The 16,738-nt window shown below is 69.5% G+C and carries 16 protein-coding genes; 8 read left to right on the top strand and 8 right to left on the bottom strand.

The genetic code is table 11. The features are described 5' to 3' along the window. Nucleotides 1-97: 97 nt before the first annotated feature. A complete protein-coding gene (locus C5F75_RS19925; protein ID WP_104012643.1) occupies nucleotides 98-826 on the bottom strand; it encodes a helix-turn-helix transcriptional regulator in 729 nt (242 codons plus the stop codon). Nucleotides 827-996: 170 nt separating this feature from the next. After that, nucleotides 997-1,878, bottom strand: coding sequence for a KPN_02809 family neutral zinc metallopeptidase (gene ypfJ / locus C5F75_RS19920; RefSeq protein WP_104012642.1), 882 nt, complete (start codon nucleotides 1,876-1,878; stop codon nucleotides 997-999). 443 nt (nucleotides 1,879-2,321) lie between these two features. On the opposite strand from ypfJ, the gene C5F75_RS19915 reads away from it, so the two are divergent. The 5 genes from C5F75_RS19915 (at nucleotide 2,322) to C5F75_RS19895 (ending at nucleotide 7,159) form a co-directional block, all read left to right on the top strand. Then, nucleotides 2,322-3,113 carry an SDR family NAD(P)-dependent oxidoreductase gene (locus C5F75_RS19915; RefSeq protein WP_104012641.1) on the top strand — a complete coding sequence of 264 codons (792 nt, stop codon included), beginning with the start codon at nucleotides 2,322-2,324 and terminating at the stop codon, nucleotides 3,111-3,113. Between the two features lie 102 nt (nucleotides 3,114-3,215). After that, entirely contained in the window at nucleotides 3,216-4,241 is a 1,026-nt protein-coding gene (locus C5F75_RS19910) for a LysR family transcriptional regulator (RefSeq protein WP_060310686.1), read from the top strand. A 99-nt stretch (nucleotides 4,242-4,340) separates the two neighbouring features. Next, nucleotides 4,341-5,030 carry a DUF4286 family protein gene (locus C5F75_RS19905; RefSeq protein ID WP_099317643.1) on the top strand — a complete coding sequence of 230 codons (690 nt, stop codon included), beginning with the start codon at nucleotides 4,341-4,343 and terminating at the stop codon, nucleotides 5,028-5,030. Nucleotides 5,031-5,088: 58 nt separating this feature from the next. Then, on the top strand, nucleotides 5,089-6,408 hold the full coding sequence (locus C5F75_RS19900; protein WP_104012640.1) for an MFS transporter: 1,320 nt from the start codon (nucleotides 5,089-5,091) through the stop codon (nucleotides 6,406-6,408). Between the two features lie 49 nt (nucleotides 6,409-6,457). After that, entirely contained in the window at nucleotides 6,458-7,159 is a 702-nt protein-coding gene (locus C5F75_RS19895) for a DUF2848 domain-containing protein (protein WP_059584797.1), read from the top strand. A 365-nt stretch (nucleotides 7,160-7,524) separates the two neighbouring features. On the opposite strand, the gene C5F75_RS19890 is transcribed toward C5F75_RS19895, so the two are convergent. Then, entirely contained in the window at nucleotides 7,525-8,502 is a 978-nt protein-coding gene (locus tag C5F75_RS19890) for an NAD-dependent epimerase/dehydratase family protein (RefSeq protein ID WP_059584795.1), read from the bottom strand. Nucleotides 8,503-8,601: 99 nt separating this feature from the next. Between C5F75_RS19890 and C5F75_RS19885 the strand changes: the two genes are divergently transcribed. Further along, nucleotides 8,602-9,504 (top strand): LysR family transcriptional regulator, encoded by a 903-nt coding sequence (locus C5F75_RS19885; protein ID WP_059584793.1) that lies wholly within the window; start codon nucleotides 8,602-8,604, stop codon nucleotides 9,502-9,504. Between the two features lie 86 nt (nucleotides 9,505-9,590). Here the strand turns inward: C5F75_RS19885 and C5F75_RS19880 are convergent, their stop codons facing one another. Further along, nucleotides 9,591-10,463, bottom strand: coding sequence for a LysR family transcriptional regulator (locus C5F75_RS19880; protein WP_059584791.1), 873 nt, complete (start codon nucleotides 10,461-10,463; stop codon nucleotides 9,591-9,593). Nucleotides 10,464-10,608: 145 nt separating this feature from the next. Between C5F75_RS19880 and C5F75_RS19875 the strand changes: the two genes are divergently transcribed. Then, the gene (locus tag C5F75_RS19875) at nucleotides 10,609-12,069 is read left to right on the top strand and encodes an MFS transporter (RefSeq protein ID WP_059584790.1); all 1,461 of its coding nucleotides are present in this window, start codon (nucleotides 10,609-10,611) and stop codon (nucleotides 12,067-12,069) included. A gap of 90 nt (nucleotides 12,070-12,159) precedes the next feature. Here the strand turns inward: C5F75_RS19875 and C5F75_RS19870 are convergent, their stop codons facing one another. After that, entirely contained in the window at nucleotides 12,160-12,357 is a 198-nt protein-coding gene (locus C5F75_RS19870; RefSeq protein ID WP_059584788.1) for an oxidoreductase-like domain-containing protein, read from the bottom strand. A gap of 168 nt (nucleotides 12,358-12,525) precedes the next feature. Between C5F75_RS19870 and C5F75_RS19865 the strand changes: the two genes are divergently transcribed. Further along, nucleotides 12,526-12,948 carry a RidA family protein gene (locus C5F75_RS19865; protein ID WP_059584786.1) on the top strand — a complete coding sequence of 141 codons (423 nt, stop codon included), beginning with the start codon at nucleotides 12,526-12,528 and terminating at the stop codon, nucleotides 12,946-12,948. A 77-nt stretch (nucleotides 12,949-13,025) separates the two neighbouring features. Here C5F75_RS19865 and creD read toward each other — a convergent pair whose 3' ends face one another. The 3 genes from creD to creB all read right to left on the bottom strand — a co-directional run bounded on the left by creD (nucleotide 13,026) and on the right by creB (nucleotide 16,724). Next, the gene (gene creD / locus C5F75_RS19860) at nucleotides 13,026-14,420 is read right to left on the bottom strand and encodes a cell envelope integrity protein CreD (RefSeq protein WP_059584784.1); all 1,395 of its coding nucleotides are present in this window, start codon (nucleotides 14,418-14,420) and stop codon (nucleotides 13,026-13,028) included. Nucleotides 14,421-14,525: 105 nt separating this feature from the next. Further along, entirely contained in the window at nucleotides 14,526-15,995 is a 1,470-nt protein-coding gene (gene creC, locus C5F75_RS19855; RefSeq protein ID WP_060009283.1) for a two-component system sensor histidine kinase CreC, read from the bottom strand. Between the two features lie 15 nt (nucleotides 15,996-16,010). Next, nucleotides 16,011-16,724: a two-component system response regulator CreB gene (creB, locus tag C5F75_RS19850; RefSeq protein WP_059584780.1), complete on the bottom strand. Its 714-nt coding sequence runs from the start codon at nucleotides 16,722-16,724 to the stop codon at nucleotides 16,011-16,013. Nucleotides 16,725-16,738 lie beyond the last annotated feature (14 nt).

Below are 16,738 nucleotides of genomic sequence, written 5' to 3'. Positions count from 1 at the left end.
GAGGGATCGCGCCCGGTGAGCGCAAATTGGCAGCGCGTCATCGGCAAGACGATCGCGCATCGAATTGCACGATCTCGCGGGCCGGCCGGCAGCGCGATTACAGGAACAATGCGCCGACCAGCTCCGTGCGATTCGACACGCCGAGCTTGCGGTACATGCGCATCAGGTGGGTCTTGATCGTCGGTTGCGCGAGCGCGAGATCGCGCGCGATCTCCTTGTTCGAGCGGCCGTCGCGCACGAGCCGTGCGATCTGCTCCTCGCGGTAGGTCAGCCGTTCCTCGCAACCGATCCGGTGGATTCCGCGCCGCACGCGCAGCAGCGGGCTCAGCGCGGCTTCGGCGACAGGTTGCAGCCGCGCGAGCGCGTCGATCTCGCCGGGTGCGAACCGTCCTGCCGTGCCGTTGCCGTTCGCGTCGCCCATGCCGAAGCGCAGCAGCGAGAACGCGCCGACCGTGCGGCCCGCGTCGCGCAGCCAGATCTCGACGACGTCGGCCACGTCGTGCCGCCGCAGAAACCGGGTCCAGTACGCGGACGCGGCGCGTCTTTCGTCAGGCAGTTGGGATGCGAGCGTGACGACCGCGCATTCGCCCGACGCGCAGCGCGACGGATGCAGCGGATCGAGCATCCGGTAGCGGGCGACATAGGTGCGATGCATCGATTCCGGCATCCCGAACAGCTCGAAATCGGCCGGCTCGCCGCTGTGGTCGAGCCGATAGAACACGATCGCCGACGGGCTCGCGAATGCGTCGAACGCGTCCACGCACGCGCGCAGCGTGCGTCGCCAGTCGGCGGCGGCGTGGTCGGCGGAAACGAATGAGGTCGGCATCGGAAATCGGCTGGCGGATGGACGACAACGAATGTCGACGTCCGGGCCAGCCTACCGGCGCCGAAAAAGCGCCGGTGAGCACAAATCGGCAAATCGTCCCGGGCCGGCCAGCGGCCAGTGGCCGGTTCAGCCGAGACGATATCGGCGCGCGACGGTGCGCGCGCCTTGTTTCAGCGGGCGTTCGCGGCGAACGTGTCGCAGGCGCTCACCTCGCCCGACTCCATCCCGCGCCGCAGCCAGTACACGCGCTGTTCGCTGGTGCCGTGCGTGAAGCTTTCGGGTACGACGTAGCCCTGCCCTTGCTGCTGCAGACGGTCGTCGCCGATCGCGGCAGCGGCCTTCAGCCCCTGCTCGAAATCGCCGGGCTCCATCAGCCGCTGGTTCGCGCGCTGCGCGTTGTTCGCCCACACGCCGGCGAAGCAGTCGGCCTGCAGCTCCATCCGCACCGACAGCGCATTCGCGCGCGCCTGGCTCGAGCGCCGGCGCGCGGCATCGACCTTGTCGGCGATGCCGAGCAGGTTCTGCACGTGATGGCCGACTTCGTGCGCGATCACGTAGGCCTGCGCGAAATCGCCGCCCGCGCCGAAACGCTTGCGCAGCTCGTCGTAGAAGCCGAGATCGATGTACACGTTGCGGTCGCCCGGGCAGTAGAACGGCCCCATCGCGGTCTGGCCGGTGCCGCACGCGGTCGGCGTCGAGTTCGTGAACATCACGAGCTTCGGCGGTTCGTACTGCGCGTGCAGCTGCGTGTTGAACACGCCCGTCCACGTGCGTTCGATATTGCCGAGCACCTTGCGCGTGAACACCGCGCCGGGATCGTTCGCCGGCGCACCCTGGTGCTGAGTCGGCGCGGGTTGCGCCTGCTGCTGGCGGCCCTGCAGCGCCGACGCGCCCTCGAGCACGACGCGCGGGTCGATCCCGAAGAAATACGATGCGGCCAGCGCGACCACGATCGTGCCGATGCCGATCGTCGCGCCGCGCCCGCCGCCGAAACCGCCGGCGCCACGGCGATCCTCGACGTTCATGCTTTCTCTTTCGTCGTCCAGCCTCATTGCCGGCCCCTCCCTGTTCTTGTCGATGGTCCGCCCGCGCCAACGCGCGACCGGGCGATACGCCGTGGCGACACGATCCGTCGGCGGACGCGATGCTTGCGCATCGGATGTCCGCTCGCGCCGATCCCGCCTGCCGCGCATTTGCCGGCCGCGCCTTCGCCGGCCGCGCCCTTGCGGGTCGCACCATTCGTACGACGGAATCGGACGGCCGACGCGCCGCGCGCCGCTGCGCGCCCGCCCACGCTATTTTGCCGGGCTTTCGTGGCTTATCGCAAAAATGTGGAGGATAGAGCGATTCGGCGCCGGACATCGTCAGCCTTTGCAAAATGGGCCCCGGCCGCCGCGCTTGGCCATCCGGACGGCCCGCGTTCATCCTTTCGGCGGATACCGGCGCGCGCCGGCGCCGCCTAAAGTGGCCGGAACACCCCTTTCCGAAGAACGACATGACGCACCCGCCACCCCGCACGATCGCGATCACCGGCGCAGGCACGGGCATCGGCGCTGCGTGCGCGCGCCGCTTCGCCCGTCGCGGCGACCGCGTCGTGCTGATCGGGCGCCGCCCGGCGCCGCTCGCTGCACTCGCGGCCGAAACGGGCGGCCTCGCGCTTGCCGGCGACGCCGCCAGCGCAGCCGACTGGGCCGGCTTCCTGCCGCGCATCGCCGAACGCTTCGGCCGCGTCGACGCGCTCGTCGCCTGCGCGGGCGGCCACGGCGTCGGCCGCGCGGACGAAACCGACGACGCGCAATGGCGCGACGCGATGCACGCGAACCTCGACACCGCATTCGTCAGCGCGCGTGCGTGCCTGCCCGACCTGATCGCGCAGCGCGGCAATATCGTGCTGGTCGCGTCGATCGCCGCGCTCGCGGCCGGGCCCGGCGTATGCGGCTACACGGTCGGCAAGCACGCGCTGCTCGGGCTGGCGCGATCGCTCGCACGCGACTACGGCCCGCACGGCGTGCGGGCGAACGCCGTCTGCCCGGGCTGGGTCCGCACGCCGATGGCCGATGCGGAAATGGCACCGCTGATGGCCGCGCACGGCGATTCGCTCAACGATGCGTACACACGCGTGAGCGCCGACGTGCCGCTGCGGCGCGCGGCCGGTCCCGACGAGATCGCGGCCGTCTGCGCGTTCCTGGTGTCGCCGGACGCCTCGTTCGTGACCGGCGCGACGCTCGTCGCGGACGGCGGCGCGATGGCCGTCGACGTGCCGACGCTCGCGTTCGACCGGCTTTGACGCCCACAAGAAGGCGTCGCGCGTGCCCGCCCGCTGCCGAATCCGCTAACATCGTCCCGATCCGCCGCCCGGGCGCGGCACCGCCTCACCGTTCGGAACGCGATGAACATCCGGTTTCTGGAAACCTTCGTCTGGCTCGCGAAGCTGGAAAACTTCCGGCTCACGGCCGAGAAACTGCACACCACGCAGGCCGCCGTGTCGAGCCGCATCGCATCGCTCGAGGAAGCGTTCGACGTGCGCCTGTTCGACCGCAACACGCGCTCGGCCACGCTCACGCCCGCGGGCCGGCGCATGCTGGCCTACGCGGAGCGGATCGTGCGGCTCGACGGAGAAATGCGGCGCGACATCGACGCGGCGAGCGATGCGGGCCTGATCCGGATCGGCGTGATCGAATCGATCGTGCACAGCTGGTTTCCCGCGCTGATGGCGCAACTGCGCGAACGCTACCCGCGCCTCGACGTCGAGATCACCAGCGACACGACGCTGCATCTGACGCGCCTGCTCAGCACCGACGGCGTCGACCTGATCCTGCAGACCGATCCGGTGCCGGGGCCGGACTTCACGAACCTGCCGCTGTGCGAATTCCCGGTGCGCTGGGCCGCGAGCCCGCGCCTCGGGCTCGGCGGCCAGCCGCTGGACGTCGCGCGCCTGGCCGGGTTTCCGATCATCAGCTTCTCGCGCCATTCGGGGCCGCACGCGACGATCGAGCGGCTGTTCGCCGCCGTCGAACGGCCGGCCAGCATCAACTGCATCACGTCGGTCGCCGCGATGATCCGCCTCGTCGCCGACGGCTTCGGCGTGGCCGCGCTGCCGCCTGCCATCATCGGGCGCGAGCTGCACGAAGGCACGCTCGAACTGCTCGACGTCGAGCCCGAATTCCCGGCGCTGCCGCTCGTCGCGACGTACCGCAGCCAGGGGCTGCCGGTGGCCGCGCGCATCGCGGAACTCGCGAGCGAAGTGGCGCGTGCGACGGGGGCCGCCGATCGCGTCGACGCAACGGCCGCCGACTCAATGCCCACCCGCAACGCGACCGCGACAACGACGCGCCCCCCGGCGAAAGCGAAGCGCACGACGAAAGCCGCGTCGCCTGCCGCGCCCACCGCCAAACGCCGCCCGCGCCGCTCATAAGAAAACCTGTTCACCGCGAATTTGTTTTCTTGTTGGACTGGCGCGGCTGGTCTTCGGGACACTGAGGTTCCTGACATCCCCGTCACGAGGAACCCCGCGATGACCCGCTTTTCCCTTCCGCACGGCCAGCTTTGCGTCTGGACGGATATCGACCCCGCGCACGAGGCCGATTTCAACGCGTGGTACGACCGCGAGCACATGCAGGAGCGTGTCGCGATTCCCGGCTTCACGCATGCGCGGCGGTTTCGCGCGACCGACGGCGGCCCGCGCCGATACCTCGCGCTGTACGTGACGGATTCGCTCGACGTGTTCCGCGGCGACGCGTACCGGCGGGCGTTCACGCAGCAGACCGCATGGTCGCTCGCGAACTTCGCGCGCATGACGGGTACGCAGCGGCGTGTCGGCGAGCTGACGATCGAGGCCGGCGACGGCGAAGGCGCGCATCTCGCGCTGTTCGTGCTGCCGCCCGACCGCATCGATGTGCCCCGCCTGCGCGAGCGCTTCGACACGGCCCTGCAAGAACCGGGCATCCACGCCGCGCGACTCTTCCGCACGTCGCCGGACCTGTCCGCGCCGATCGGCGCCGCCGCGGCCGCCTGCCCGGCCGCCGATGCACTGGTGCTGATCGAAGGCAGCGACGCAGCGGCCACGCGCCGCGTGGCCGCCTCGCTCGCCGGACACGACGACGTGCGCACCTTCGGCCTGCTGTGGCGCGCCGCTTCGCCGCTGCCTGCCCGGCGCCGCGACGCCGAAACGGAACCGGCCGCCGCTGCCGCGCTGTCTGCCTGAAACGCCCGACGCCGACGCCAACACCGGCCCCACGCTTCATCCCGTCACCCGTCACGATCTGCCCAATACCATGAACACGCTCGCCCAGCCCGCCGCCCACGCGCCCCGCCGTGTCCGCAACAGCCGACTCGCGACCGCGAGCATGATCGGCACGTCGCTCGAGTGGTACGACTTCACGATCTACAACACGCTCGCCGCGCTCGTTTTCAACCATCTGTTCTTCCCGTCGGTCGATCCGCTGGCCGGCACGATCCTCGCGTTCTCGACCTATGCGGTCGGCTACGTGTCACGCCCGCTCGGCGGCTTCGTGTTCGGCAACCTCGGCGACCGCATCGGCCGCCGCGCGGTGCTGATGCTTACGCTCGTGCTGATGGGCGTGACGACCGCGTTGATGGGCGCGCTGCCGACCTACGCGCAGGCCGGCATCCTGAGCCCGATCCTGCTCGTCGCGCTGCGTTTCGTGCAAGGCGTCGCGCTCGGCGGCGAATGGGCCGGCGCGGTACTGCTGTCGGTCGAGCATGGCGACCAGAAGCGGCGCGGGCTGTCCGCGTCGTGGACGCAGATCGGCCCGTCGTTCGGCACGCTGCTCGGCACCGGCTGCATCGCGCTCGTCACGCTGTCGACCACCTCGGACAACTTCCTGTCGTGGGGCTGGCGCGTGCCGTTCGCGGCCAGCGCGCTGCTCGTCGTGTTCGGCTTCTGGGTACGGCGCGGCGTCGACGAAACGCCGCAGTTCGAGCAACTCGCCGAATCGCACGCGACCGCCGAAGTGCCCGTCGCCGACGTGCTGAAGTACCACTGGAAGCGCCTGCTGATCGCGGGCGGCTCGCGAATCGGCTCGGACGTGCTGTACGCGCTGATCGTCGTATTCACGCTGACCTACGTGACGACCGTGCTGCACCTGTCGCGCCCCGTCGCGCTGACGGCCGTGATGATCGGCACGGCCTGCAACGCGCTCGCGGTGCCGTTCTTCGGTGCGCTGTCGGACCGTTTCGGCCGTCGGCCCGTGTATCTCGCCGGCGCAATGGCCGGCATCGTATGGGCGTTCGTGTTCTTCGCGCTGCTCGATTCGGCGCGCCCCGCGGCGATCGTCGCGGCCGTCGCGATCGGCCTCGTGATCCATGCGGTGATGTATGGCCCGCAGGGCGCGTTCGTGACCGAGCAATTCCCGACGCGCGTGCGCTATGCGGGCTCGTCGCTTGCGTACACGCTCGCCGGCATCGTCGGCGGCGGCTTCGCGCCGCTCGTGATCGCCGCGTTGTTCCGGCAAACGGGCACGACGACGGCCGTGTCGCTGTACGTCACCGCCGCGCTCGTCGTCACGTCGATCGCGCTCGTCGCCGCGCGCGAGACCGCGCACCGGCCGCTCGAGGGCTAAGCATCGCCGCCGGCCGAATCATTCCTTCGCACTTCAAACGGATAGCCGCATGCCAACCCTGTCGTTCAACGTGATTTCCCTGCAACACGCGCCGGCCGCCGTCGACGTCGACATCGAGCGCGTCGTGATCGCCGGCTGGGCCGGACGCGACCCGGCCGCGATCCACGCGCATATCGACGAACTCGCGGCGCTCGGCGTCGCGCCGCCGTCGACCACGCCGTGCTTCTATCGCGTGTCGGCCGCGCTGCTTACGCAGGCACCGTCGATCGGCGTGCTCGGCGCGCGCTCGGGCGGCGAGATCGAATGCGTGCTGGTCGACAGTCCGGCCGGCACGCTTGTCACGGTCGGCTCCGATCACACCGATCGCGAAGTGGAGGCGTACGGCGTGGCCGTGTCGAAGCAGGTGTGCGCGAAGCCGCTCGGCCGCGACGCGTGGCGTCATGCGGATGTCGCCGATCACTGGGATGCGCTCGAGATGCGCTCGTGGCTGATCGCGCGCGACGGCGAGCGGACGGCGTACCAGCACGGCCCGGTCAGCGGCCTGCTCGCGCCCGACGTGCTGTGGCAGCGGTTCGACGGTCGCCGCACGATGCCCGCGTGCTGCGCGATGTATGGCGGGACGGTCGCCGTACATGGCGCGATCGCGGCAATGGGCGACGGCGATGCGTTCGAAATGGAACTGCACGATCCGGTGCTCGGGCGCAGTCTCACGCATCGCTATGCAGTCGAGGTGTTGCCGGTCGTCGCGTAACGGCAAGCCGTGACGGCAAGCGGAAAACCGCACGGGGCACGGGCACGACGGCATTCAGGCGTCGCGCCTGTTCCTACCTGTACGACTCAAAGCAGTGGTAGTCCGGAAAGTTGAACTGCGAGTTGCCGCAATACAGCACGCCGGCCAGGTTCGTACATCCACTCAATGTGAACATGATTGCTCCCGCAACCGACATTTTCCACCCGAAGTACCCCATCGCGCCCCCGTTTTCGCGTTATCGGCATTGCCCGACATGATGCGCATCGGACGCGCGCGGGTATGTGGAGAATTGTGGCCCCGCGGCTTCTTCGGTTCGGCATGGCGCGTTTCCGTGCGGGGGCGCAGCCTTTACTGCCTGCCGTTGCTCACCCGAGACAACCGAGCCCCGCCAGCGTCGCCTCCACCGCCGTATCGAGCGGCGTCACCGGCTCGCGGCCGAGCACCGCGGTCACGCGCGCGTTGTCCATCCTGATCGGTTCGCGCCACAGGTAGCGCATCTCGAGCAATTCGCGCAGCGTCGTCACGAACGGCGCGGCAACCCACACGAGCCACCACGGAAAATCGCGCAGCGCCGGCCGCATGCCGTGCCGCTGCGCGACGCGTTGCACGGCCCGCGCCATCTGCATGCCGTCCTCATCCCAATGCCCGTCCAGATGGAAACGCGCGAACGGCTCCAGCGTCTCGCGCCGCTCGATCAGCTCGACCATCGTGCGGGCCACGTCGGGCACATACGCCCATTGATGGCCAACGCCGCGGCTCGGCACGCTGATGGCCGCGACGGGCCGCCCCGGCTTGACCAGCCCCTGCGAGAACCAGCTGTTGCCGAGTTGCGGCCCGAAGAAATCGCCGGCGCGCACGACGATCGTCCGCACGCCGTGCGCGCTGGCGTCCTGCAGCCGCCGCTCCAGTTCGACCCGGATCGCGCCCTTGCGGGTCGCCGGATGCTGCGGCGCATCTTCCCGCAGCACCGGAAATGCATCGGCGCCGAAGTTGTAGACCGTGCCCGGCAGCACGACGGTCGCCTGCGCGGCCCGCGCCGCCGCGATCGTGTTGTCGATCATCGGCAGCACCTGCGTGGCCCAGTTCCGGTATCCGGGCGGGTTCACCGCATGCACGATCACGCTGCAGCCGCGGGCGGCGCGCACCACTGCATCGCGATCCAGCGCGTCTCCGCGCACCCAGGCGATGCCGTCGCGCTCCACGCCCTCGGCATCGAGCCCGCGCTTGAGCGCACGCACCTGCCAGCCCGCATCGCGCAACTGCCGCGCGACTTCCCCGCCGATCCCGCCGCTCGCGCCGAGCACGAGCGCCTGCCGTTGCATCCCGCTTGCGTTTGCCGTCATTGCCGCTCTCCTTGAATGAAACCATCACGACACGCATTCTGCGGCGCCGCCTGCTATCAAGGAATTGCCGAACCCAGTCGATCAGCTATACATTTATGCATGACCACCGATCTGAACTGGGAACGCTACCGCACCTTCCTCGCGGTGCTGACGGAAGGCTCGCTGTCCGGCGCGGCCCGCGCGCTCGGCATCACGCAGCCGACGGCCGGCCGCCATGTCGCGGCGCTCGAAGCCGCGTTCGGCCAGACGCTGTTCACGCGGTCGCCGTCGGGCCTGCTGCCGACCGAGGCGGCGCTCGCGCTGCGCGGCCATGCGGAGGCGCTGCGCAGCGCGGCGGCCGCGTTCGAGCGCGCGGCGGCCAGCCACGGCGCCGGCGTGCGCGGCATCGTGCGGATCTCGGCCAGCGACGTGATCGCCGTCGAGGTGCTGCCGCCGATGCTCGCGCAATTGCGGCGCGACCATCCGGGGCTCGTGATCGAACTGGTGCCGACCGACCGCATCCAGGACGTGCTCAAGCGCGAGGCCGACATCGCGGTCCGGATGGCGCGGCCCGCGCAGGACGCGCTCGTCGCGCGGCGTGTCGGCGAAATCGAGGTCGGACTGTATGCGCGCGACGATTACCTGGCGCACCATGGCGCGCCCGCGACGATCGACGCGCTCGCCCATCACGCGCTGATCGGCTTCGATACGGTCACGCCGTTCATCCGCTCGGCGGGGCGAGGCATGCCGCAGTGGCAGCGCGACGCGTTCGCGCTGCGCACCGACAGCAACCTCGCGCAGCTTGCGCTGATCCGCGCCGGCTACGGGATCGGCTTCTGCCAGACGGCGCTCGCGAAACGCGACGCGCGGCTCGTGCGCGTGCTGCCCGACGGGCCCGCGATGCGGCTGGAAACCTGGGTCGTGATGCACGAGGATCTGCGGACGAGCCCGCGCTGCCGGGCCGTGTTCGATGCACTGGCCAACGGGCTGCGTACGTATGCGGACGGTGAGCTCGCCGAGTAGAAAGCGGCGTGGGTGAATCGCGGGGGCCGCGCCATTCGTGGATTTTTCCCGGCGAACAGGATGTCCGCGATGCACGCGGCACGGTTTTACATCAGCAATTGACGCGACAGCACCTCGCGCGCCTGGGTGACGGTCTCGCGCTCGCCCGGCAGCGGCGGTGTCAGCGAAAACACCGCGTCGGGCAGCGGCGGCAGCCGGTATTTCGTGCCGAGCCGCATCAGGCCGTCGCCGATCGCCGACGCGCACAGGCAGCCGACCCCGAGCCCCGCCGCGAGCATAGACTGCAACCCCGCGACGCCCGACGCGCTGTGCACGAGCACGTACGGCGTGTGCCGCTCGTCGAGCGAGCGCACCGCGACCTGATGCATCATGCAGTCGTCCGGCAGCAACACGAGCGGCAGCGGTTCGGGCAACTGCTCGGCGAGCGCGGGCGACGCGACCCACGACAGCGGTTCGCGCCGCAGCACCCAGCGCGTATCGGCCGACACCGGCCGGAACGGCCCGCTCGACATGTTCATCACGACGCCCAGATCGATCTGCCCGCGCGCATGCGCCGCTTCGATATCCGCGCTCTTCATCGCGCTCACGTGCAGGCTCAGCTGCGGATAGCACTCGCGCAGCCGCGCCAGCATGCCCGCCACTTCGTTCGTGCGGTAGTAGTCGGTGATCGCGACGCGCAACTCGCCCTTGATCGCCTGCCCACGCAGTTCGTCGAACGCGGCCTCGTTCAGCGCGACGATGCGCCGCGCGTGCTGCAACAGCCGCGAGCCGGCCGGCGTCGGCTCGACACCGCGCTTGCTGCGCACGAACAACGGCACGCCGGCGCGCGATTCGAGCTTGCGCACCTGCTCGCTGACCGTCGATTGCGACAGGTGCAGCAGCGGCGCGGCGGCCGTCAGGCTGCCGGCGTCCGCGACCGCCGCGAACGTGCGCAACTGGTCCAGATCGAAACCGCGCATCGCCTTCCTCCATCCATCGAATAACCCGATGGATGCTACCACTCTTTCCCGCTTTTCCGAACCATGAGCGATGACCAGAATATGGGGTCAACGGCCTGCTCGCGTCCATCGCTTATCGGGCCCTCTTTTTTTCGGATCTGCTTTCATGACGAACAACACCCTTGCCCCCTGCGCGTCGGCCGGCGCGGCTGCCGCGGCGACGCCCCGCAGCCATCACGGCTGGGCGCTCGTGGTCCTGCTGGTCGGCGCCATTCTGCCGCCGCTCGACTACTTCATCGTGAATCTCGCGCTGCCGGCCATTCGCGACGGCATCGGCGCGCGCCAGGCCGAGTTGCAGCTCGTCGTGTCGGCCTATGCATGCGCGAACGCGGTCGCCCAGATCACCGGCGGGCGGCTCGGCGACCTGTACGGACGCAAACGCATGTTCATGGTCGGCATGGCCGGCTTCGTGCTCGCGTCGACGCTGTGCGGGCTCGCCGACAACGGCACCGTGCTCGTCGGCGGACGCGTGCTGCAAGGCCTGTTCGCCGCGATCCTCGCGCCGCAGGTGCTCGCGACGATCCGCAGCGTGTTCAGCCCGCACGAACAGGTGCGCGTGATGGGCTTCTACGGGTTCGCGTTCGGCCTGGCGGCCGTAATCGGCCAGCTCGGCGGCGGCGCGCTGATCAGCCTGCATCCGTTCGGGCTCGGCTGGCGCGCGATCTTCCTCGTCAATCTGCCGATCGGCATCCTGGCGCTGATCGGCAGCTGGCGCTTCATCCCGGAAAACCGCCCGCCGCGCGGCCAGCGCATCGACGTGTCGGGCACGGTGCTGCTGTCGCTGTTCCTGCTGATGCTCGTGTATCCGCTCACGCACGGCCGCGAAGCCGGCTGGCCGCTATGGATGATCGCGTGCGGCGTCGGCGCGCTGCCGATGCTCGGCGCGCTGCTGACGGTCGAATCGCGCCGGCTCGCGCGCGGCCGCGATCCGCTGCTCGACGTGCGCCTGTTCCGCAACCCGGTCGTCGCGCTCGGGCTCCTGCTCGCGTTCCTGTTCTACATGCTGAGCGCGTTCTTCCTGAGCTACGGGATTTATCTGCAGGGCTGCCTGAACTGGTCGCCGCTCGCGTCCGGGTTCGCGATCCTGCCGCTCGGGCTCGGTTTTCTCGCGAGCCCGCTGCTGATGCCGCGCCTCGTCGCCCGGTTCGGCGCGTATCGCGTGCTCACGCTCGGCTTCGCGATGCTCGCGGCCGGCGTCGCGACCGCCGCCACGCTCGCCCGCGACGGCGCGCCCGGGCCCGGCTTCTATGCGGGCATCGCGGCGATCGGCATCGGACAAGGGCTCGTGCTGCCGTCGGTCGTGCGGATCGTGCTGGCGGAAGTCGACGCGGCCCGCGCGGGCGTGGCGTCGGGAATGGTCAGCGCGATGCTGCAGATCGGCGCGGCGGTCGGCGCCGCGACGATCGGCGGCGTGTTCTTCGCGCGGCTCGGCACGCATCCGGCCGCGCTCGATTACGTGCAGGGGTTCAGGGTGTCGATGTTCACGCTGACGGCCGTGTTGCTCGGCTGCATCGCGCTGTCGATGGCGCTCGAGCCGCTGCATCGGCGGCTGCATGGGGATGCGTGACGCCGGATGCGCGACGGAAATGGCCTCGTCAGTCCAACGCCGGCAACCGATGCGGTGCATGCAACGCATGGCCGCTCGCAGGCATCCGGTTTATTTGCGATGCTCGCGCTGCGCTTGCCGCGCCTCCCATTCGGCCAGCTCGACGCGATAGCGCGCGAGCGCTTCGTCGTACAGGTCGAAGACGCACGGCGAGCAGCCGCGGTTGCAGCAGTCTTCCAGTTCGGGTTGGATAGGCGGGATCGGACGGGGATCGTCGATGGACGGATCTCCGGAAGCTTGGTTCGGCACGGCGTGGTCCGGTAATGTGGAGAAGCGAGTATCGGGCGATCCGGGCCGCCGCCGCTTTCGGCAGGGCGGGCCGGCCGACGATGAACGCGTCCACGTTTATCACGGCGCGATCGCCGAACGCGGCACGCCGCTGCGTTACCCCATTTCCGCCCCCACAGGAGCTGCGCGATGGCCGAAGCCGTGAATCCGCCGGAAGTCTGGGCGCCGTTCGGCGCATTCTCGATGGCCGTGATCCAGGGCGACGGCCGGATCGTGCATCTGAAGGGTCAGGTCGCGCTCGACCGCGCCGGGCAGGTCGTCGGCGCCGGCGACATGCGCGCCCAGGTCCGGCAAACGCTCGACAACATCCGTGACGTGCTGGCCGCACTGGGCGGGCAAATGCGCGACGTGATCTCGCTCGTCCATTACGCCATCGACATCGACGCATTCATGCACGCCGGCGACATCCGCAACGCTTATTTCGCCGAACCCTACCCGGTGACGACGACCGTCCAGGTCGAGCGTCTCTACCGTCCCGACCTGCTGATCGAGATCGCGGCCATCGCCGAGATTCCGCTGGCGCGGTTTCGTCGTCCCGGGACGGCCGCATGAAGGGCGTCCTGCCCGCCTGAAACCGCGCGCCGGTCGCGACATTCGCGACCGGCGCGCACTTGCTCGCACCCGCTCGCCTACTTCGCGGGCGTGCCCGGCTTCACCGCGTCCGGTTTGTCGGCCAGCGGCTGCCACGCGGCGCCGAGCGAATACCAGTCGACGCGGCGCGTGAGCGTCATGATGCCGGCGAGGATCGCGAACAGCAGCAGCGAGCCGAGCATCAGCGCATTGTCTTCCGACAGCAGCAGCCCGTAGAGCGCCGCGTACAGCATCGCGAGCAGCGCCGTGAACGTCGCGCCGCGCTTCACGCTGTGCAGCACGAACGACAGGTAGAAGCCGAGCAGCCCGATGCATGCGCCGCTCGCCACGAGATACGCATAGCCGAACGCAATGTGTTCGGACAGGCTCAGCAGCAGCAGGAAGAACAGCGCGAGCGACAGGCCGACCAGCGTGTACTGGATCGGATGAATGCGCAACCGCTTCACGAGTTCGTACATGAAGAAGCTCGCGAACGTGAGCATCACGAACAGCGCACCGTATTTCGTCGCGCGTTCGGCCTGCAGATAGACGTTCACGGGTTCGATCACCGACACCGACGCCCTCTCGATCCCACCGTCGCCGTTGCCGTTGCCGGACGCCACTTGCTCGCGCGCCTTCGTGTTGAACGACGTCACGCGCCAGTTGCTGACGAAGCCGCGCGCATCGACCGTGCGCTCGGCCGGCAGGAATTCGCCGCCGAAGCTCGGGTGCGGCCACGTCGATTTCAGCGAGAAGTCGTTCTGGTCGCCCACCGGCGCGAACGCGACCGACTCCGCACCGGCCAGCGGCAGCGCGATGCTGAACGGCACGACCGTCGCCCCCGCGTTTGCGTCCGCCAGCGCCGCGAGATCGACGTTCGCATGCACGCCCTGGCGCAGGCTGTCGAGCCGCGTGCCCTGCTCCACGTCGATCCGCTTGCCGCCGATGCGCAGGTCGGGCTGCGCCTTCAGCCCGCGAAGATCGCCGATGCCGAGCGCGACGTACGCGCCGTCGACCTTGAAGCTCACGTGGCCGTCGGCCTGCGGCAGCTTCTTCAGGTCCGGCAGCGGCAGCGTGCCGGTCATCCGGCTGTCGAGCGCGTACACGAGCGCCTTGTGAATGCCGCGATAGCGCGTGCTGACCGACAGCGTGCCGTCGACGTTCAACGTCTTCGGGAATACGAGCAGCCGTTTCGCCTCGCTCTTCAGGCTGGTTTTCGCCTTGCCGCCGGCCCGCACGTCGTCGCTCACGCGCGTGACTTCCGTGTAACGGACGACGAGCACCGGCCCCGTCACCGTCTGCGGCCCCGCATAGCTCGCCCAGATGCTTTCCAGCGCACTTTGCCGATAGTCGGCGCGTTCCCGCACGATGCTCTGGACCATCTGCAGCGGGATCAGGATCGCCAGCGCGAGAAACGCGGTAATCATGGACTTGAACAACAGGACTCGATTCATTGCTGGCAGGTACCGGAGTGGAAGGTACGGTCAGCATGAGCGGCCCCGGTGAAGGGCGATTGAAGCCGATGTGAAGCGAATGTGTGGCGGGCGTGAAGCGCGCGATCAGCCCGCCGACGGCAGCGTGAGCGTCGCGCATGCGCCGCCTTCCGCGCGGTTCGCGAGCGCGACCTGGCCGCGGTGCAGCATCGCGACTTCACGGACGAAACACAGCCCGAGGCCCGTGCTGCGATCCTGCCCGTCGGGCCTCGGCAGCGAATAGAAGCGTTCGAACACGCGCGACAATGCGTAGTCGGGCACGCCGGGGCCGTCGTCCGCGACGCGCACGACCGCGACGTGCGCCCTGCCCGCCGGCTGCCGCTCGAGCGCGATGCGTATCGTGCTGCCCGGCGGCGCGAAATCCAGCGCGTTGTCGAGCAGGTTGCCGAGCGCCTGCCGCAGCAGGAACGGATCGCCGTCGACGACCACCGCATCGGCTCCATCGGCCGCATCCGCCGCACCATTCGCGTCGATCCGCAAGCTCACGCCGCGCTGCCGCGCGCGCGGCTCGATATCGTCGACGAGCTGTTCGAGCACCGGCCGCAGCGCGACCGGTTCGTGCACCGACAGGCGCTGCTTCTGTTCGACCTCGGCCAGCGCGAGCAGCTTGCGGATCATCTGTTCGAGGCGGCCGGCCTGGCGGCGGATGTTCTCGGCGAAGCGCCGGCGGTTCGCGACCGGCATGTCCTCCTGCAACAGCTCGGCCGCGCCGCTGATCGCGGCCAGCGGGCTCTTCATCTCGTGCGTGAGCGTGTGGATGTAGGTTTCGACGTATTGCCGGTCTTCCAGCCGCCGATGCATGCTTTCCACCGCGCGCCCGAGCTCGGCCAGCTCGTTCGCGCCCTGCAGCGGCATCGACGCGCGCTCGCCGGCCGCGATCGCCCGCGCATAGCGCTGGAGGCGCCGCAGCCCGAGCACCAGCCACCCCGTGCACGCGACGCCGATCAGCATCGCGCCGCCCATCAGCAACGCACCGTACAGCATGATCTTGCGCTGGCTGCGGGCGATGAACGGCGCGACCGTCTGGTTCGGTTTCGCGATCGTCAGCACGCCGATGATCTCGTCGCCGCGCCGGATCGGCGCCGCCACGTGCATCACGGTGCTGCCGTCGTCGTTCGGATCGCTGCGCGTGCTGCGCGCGCCGTATTCGCCGCGCAGCGTCCGGTACACGTCGTTCCAGCGCGAGTAGTCCTGCCCGACCGCGCTGCCGGACGAGTCGTAGCGCACGATGCCGTGCGCGTCGGTGATGTAGAGGCGGTAGCCGATCGCGTTCTTCTGGATGCCCCACACGTTCGCGCTGACCGGGCGCTCGTGCAGTTTCCCGAGCTGCCGCGCGAACGCGCCGTCGGCGATATGCCCGTTCGCCATGTCGTCGGCGGCCAGCGTCGCCAGCACCTGCGCGGTGTCGACGAGCGTGTCCTCCATCGCTTCGCGCACGCCGGGCTTCACCTCCTGCACGAACACGCGCAGCGTGATCAGCGCGGCCAGGCCGACGATCAGGAAAAAGCCGAAGAAGATGCGCAGGCCGATATGCATGGGCGGAGCCGGTCGTTACGGTTGCAGCGAATAACCCATCCCGCGATGCGTGCGGATCGGGTCGCGCTCGGGATCGATCGCGCGCAGCTTGGCGCGCAGCGTCTTGACGTGCGTGTCGACCGTGCGGTCGGCCGAATCGAGCGCTTCGTGCCACACGAGATCCATCAGTTGCTCGCGCGAGTAGATGCGCCCCGGATGCCGGACCAGCAGCGCGAGCAGCCCGAATTCGTACCGCGTGAGGTCCAGCGCGTGGCCGAGCCACGACACGCGCGCGCCATCGATGTCGAGCGTGAAGCCGGAGGCAACCGGTGCGCACGCATCGGCCGGCGCGGGCGCGGGCACCGGTTCCGGCGCGGCCGCGCGGTGGAAGCGGCGCAGGATCACGCGCACCCGCGCCGCCAGCTCGCGCGGCGAAAACGGCTTGACGACGTAATCGTCGGCGCCGATCTCGAGCCCGACGATCCGGTCGATCTCGTCGTGCCGCGCGGTCAGGAAAATTACCGGAATATCGGTGAACGTGCGCAGCCGCCGGCATACCTCGAAGCCGCTGAGGTCCGGCAGGCCGACGTCGAGCACCACGAGATCGACACGCGTAGCGCGCAGCTGATCGAGCGCCGCCTGCCCGAGCGTGCAGTGCATGGTCTGCATGCCGTCGGTGCCGAGGGCATAGACGATCGTGTCCGCGATCGCCTGTTCGTCTTCGACGATCAGGATGGTGGGCTGTGTCATGGCCTCGGATTCGG

Origin of the sequence: Burkholderia anthinoferrum, assembly GCF_002925705.1 — a bacterium.
In the GTDB taxonomy this organism is placed as follows: Bacteria; Pseudomonadota; Gammaproteobacteria; order Burkholderiales; family Burkholderiaceae; genus Burkholderia; species Burkholderia semiarida.
This window is presented reverse-complemented; position numbering and strand designations above follow the sequence as displayed.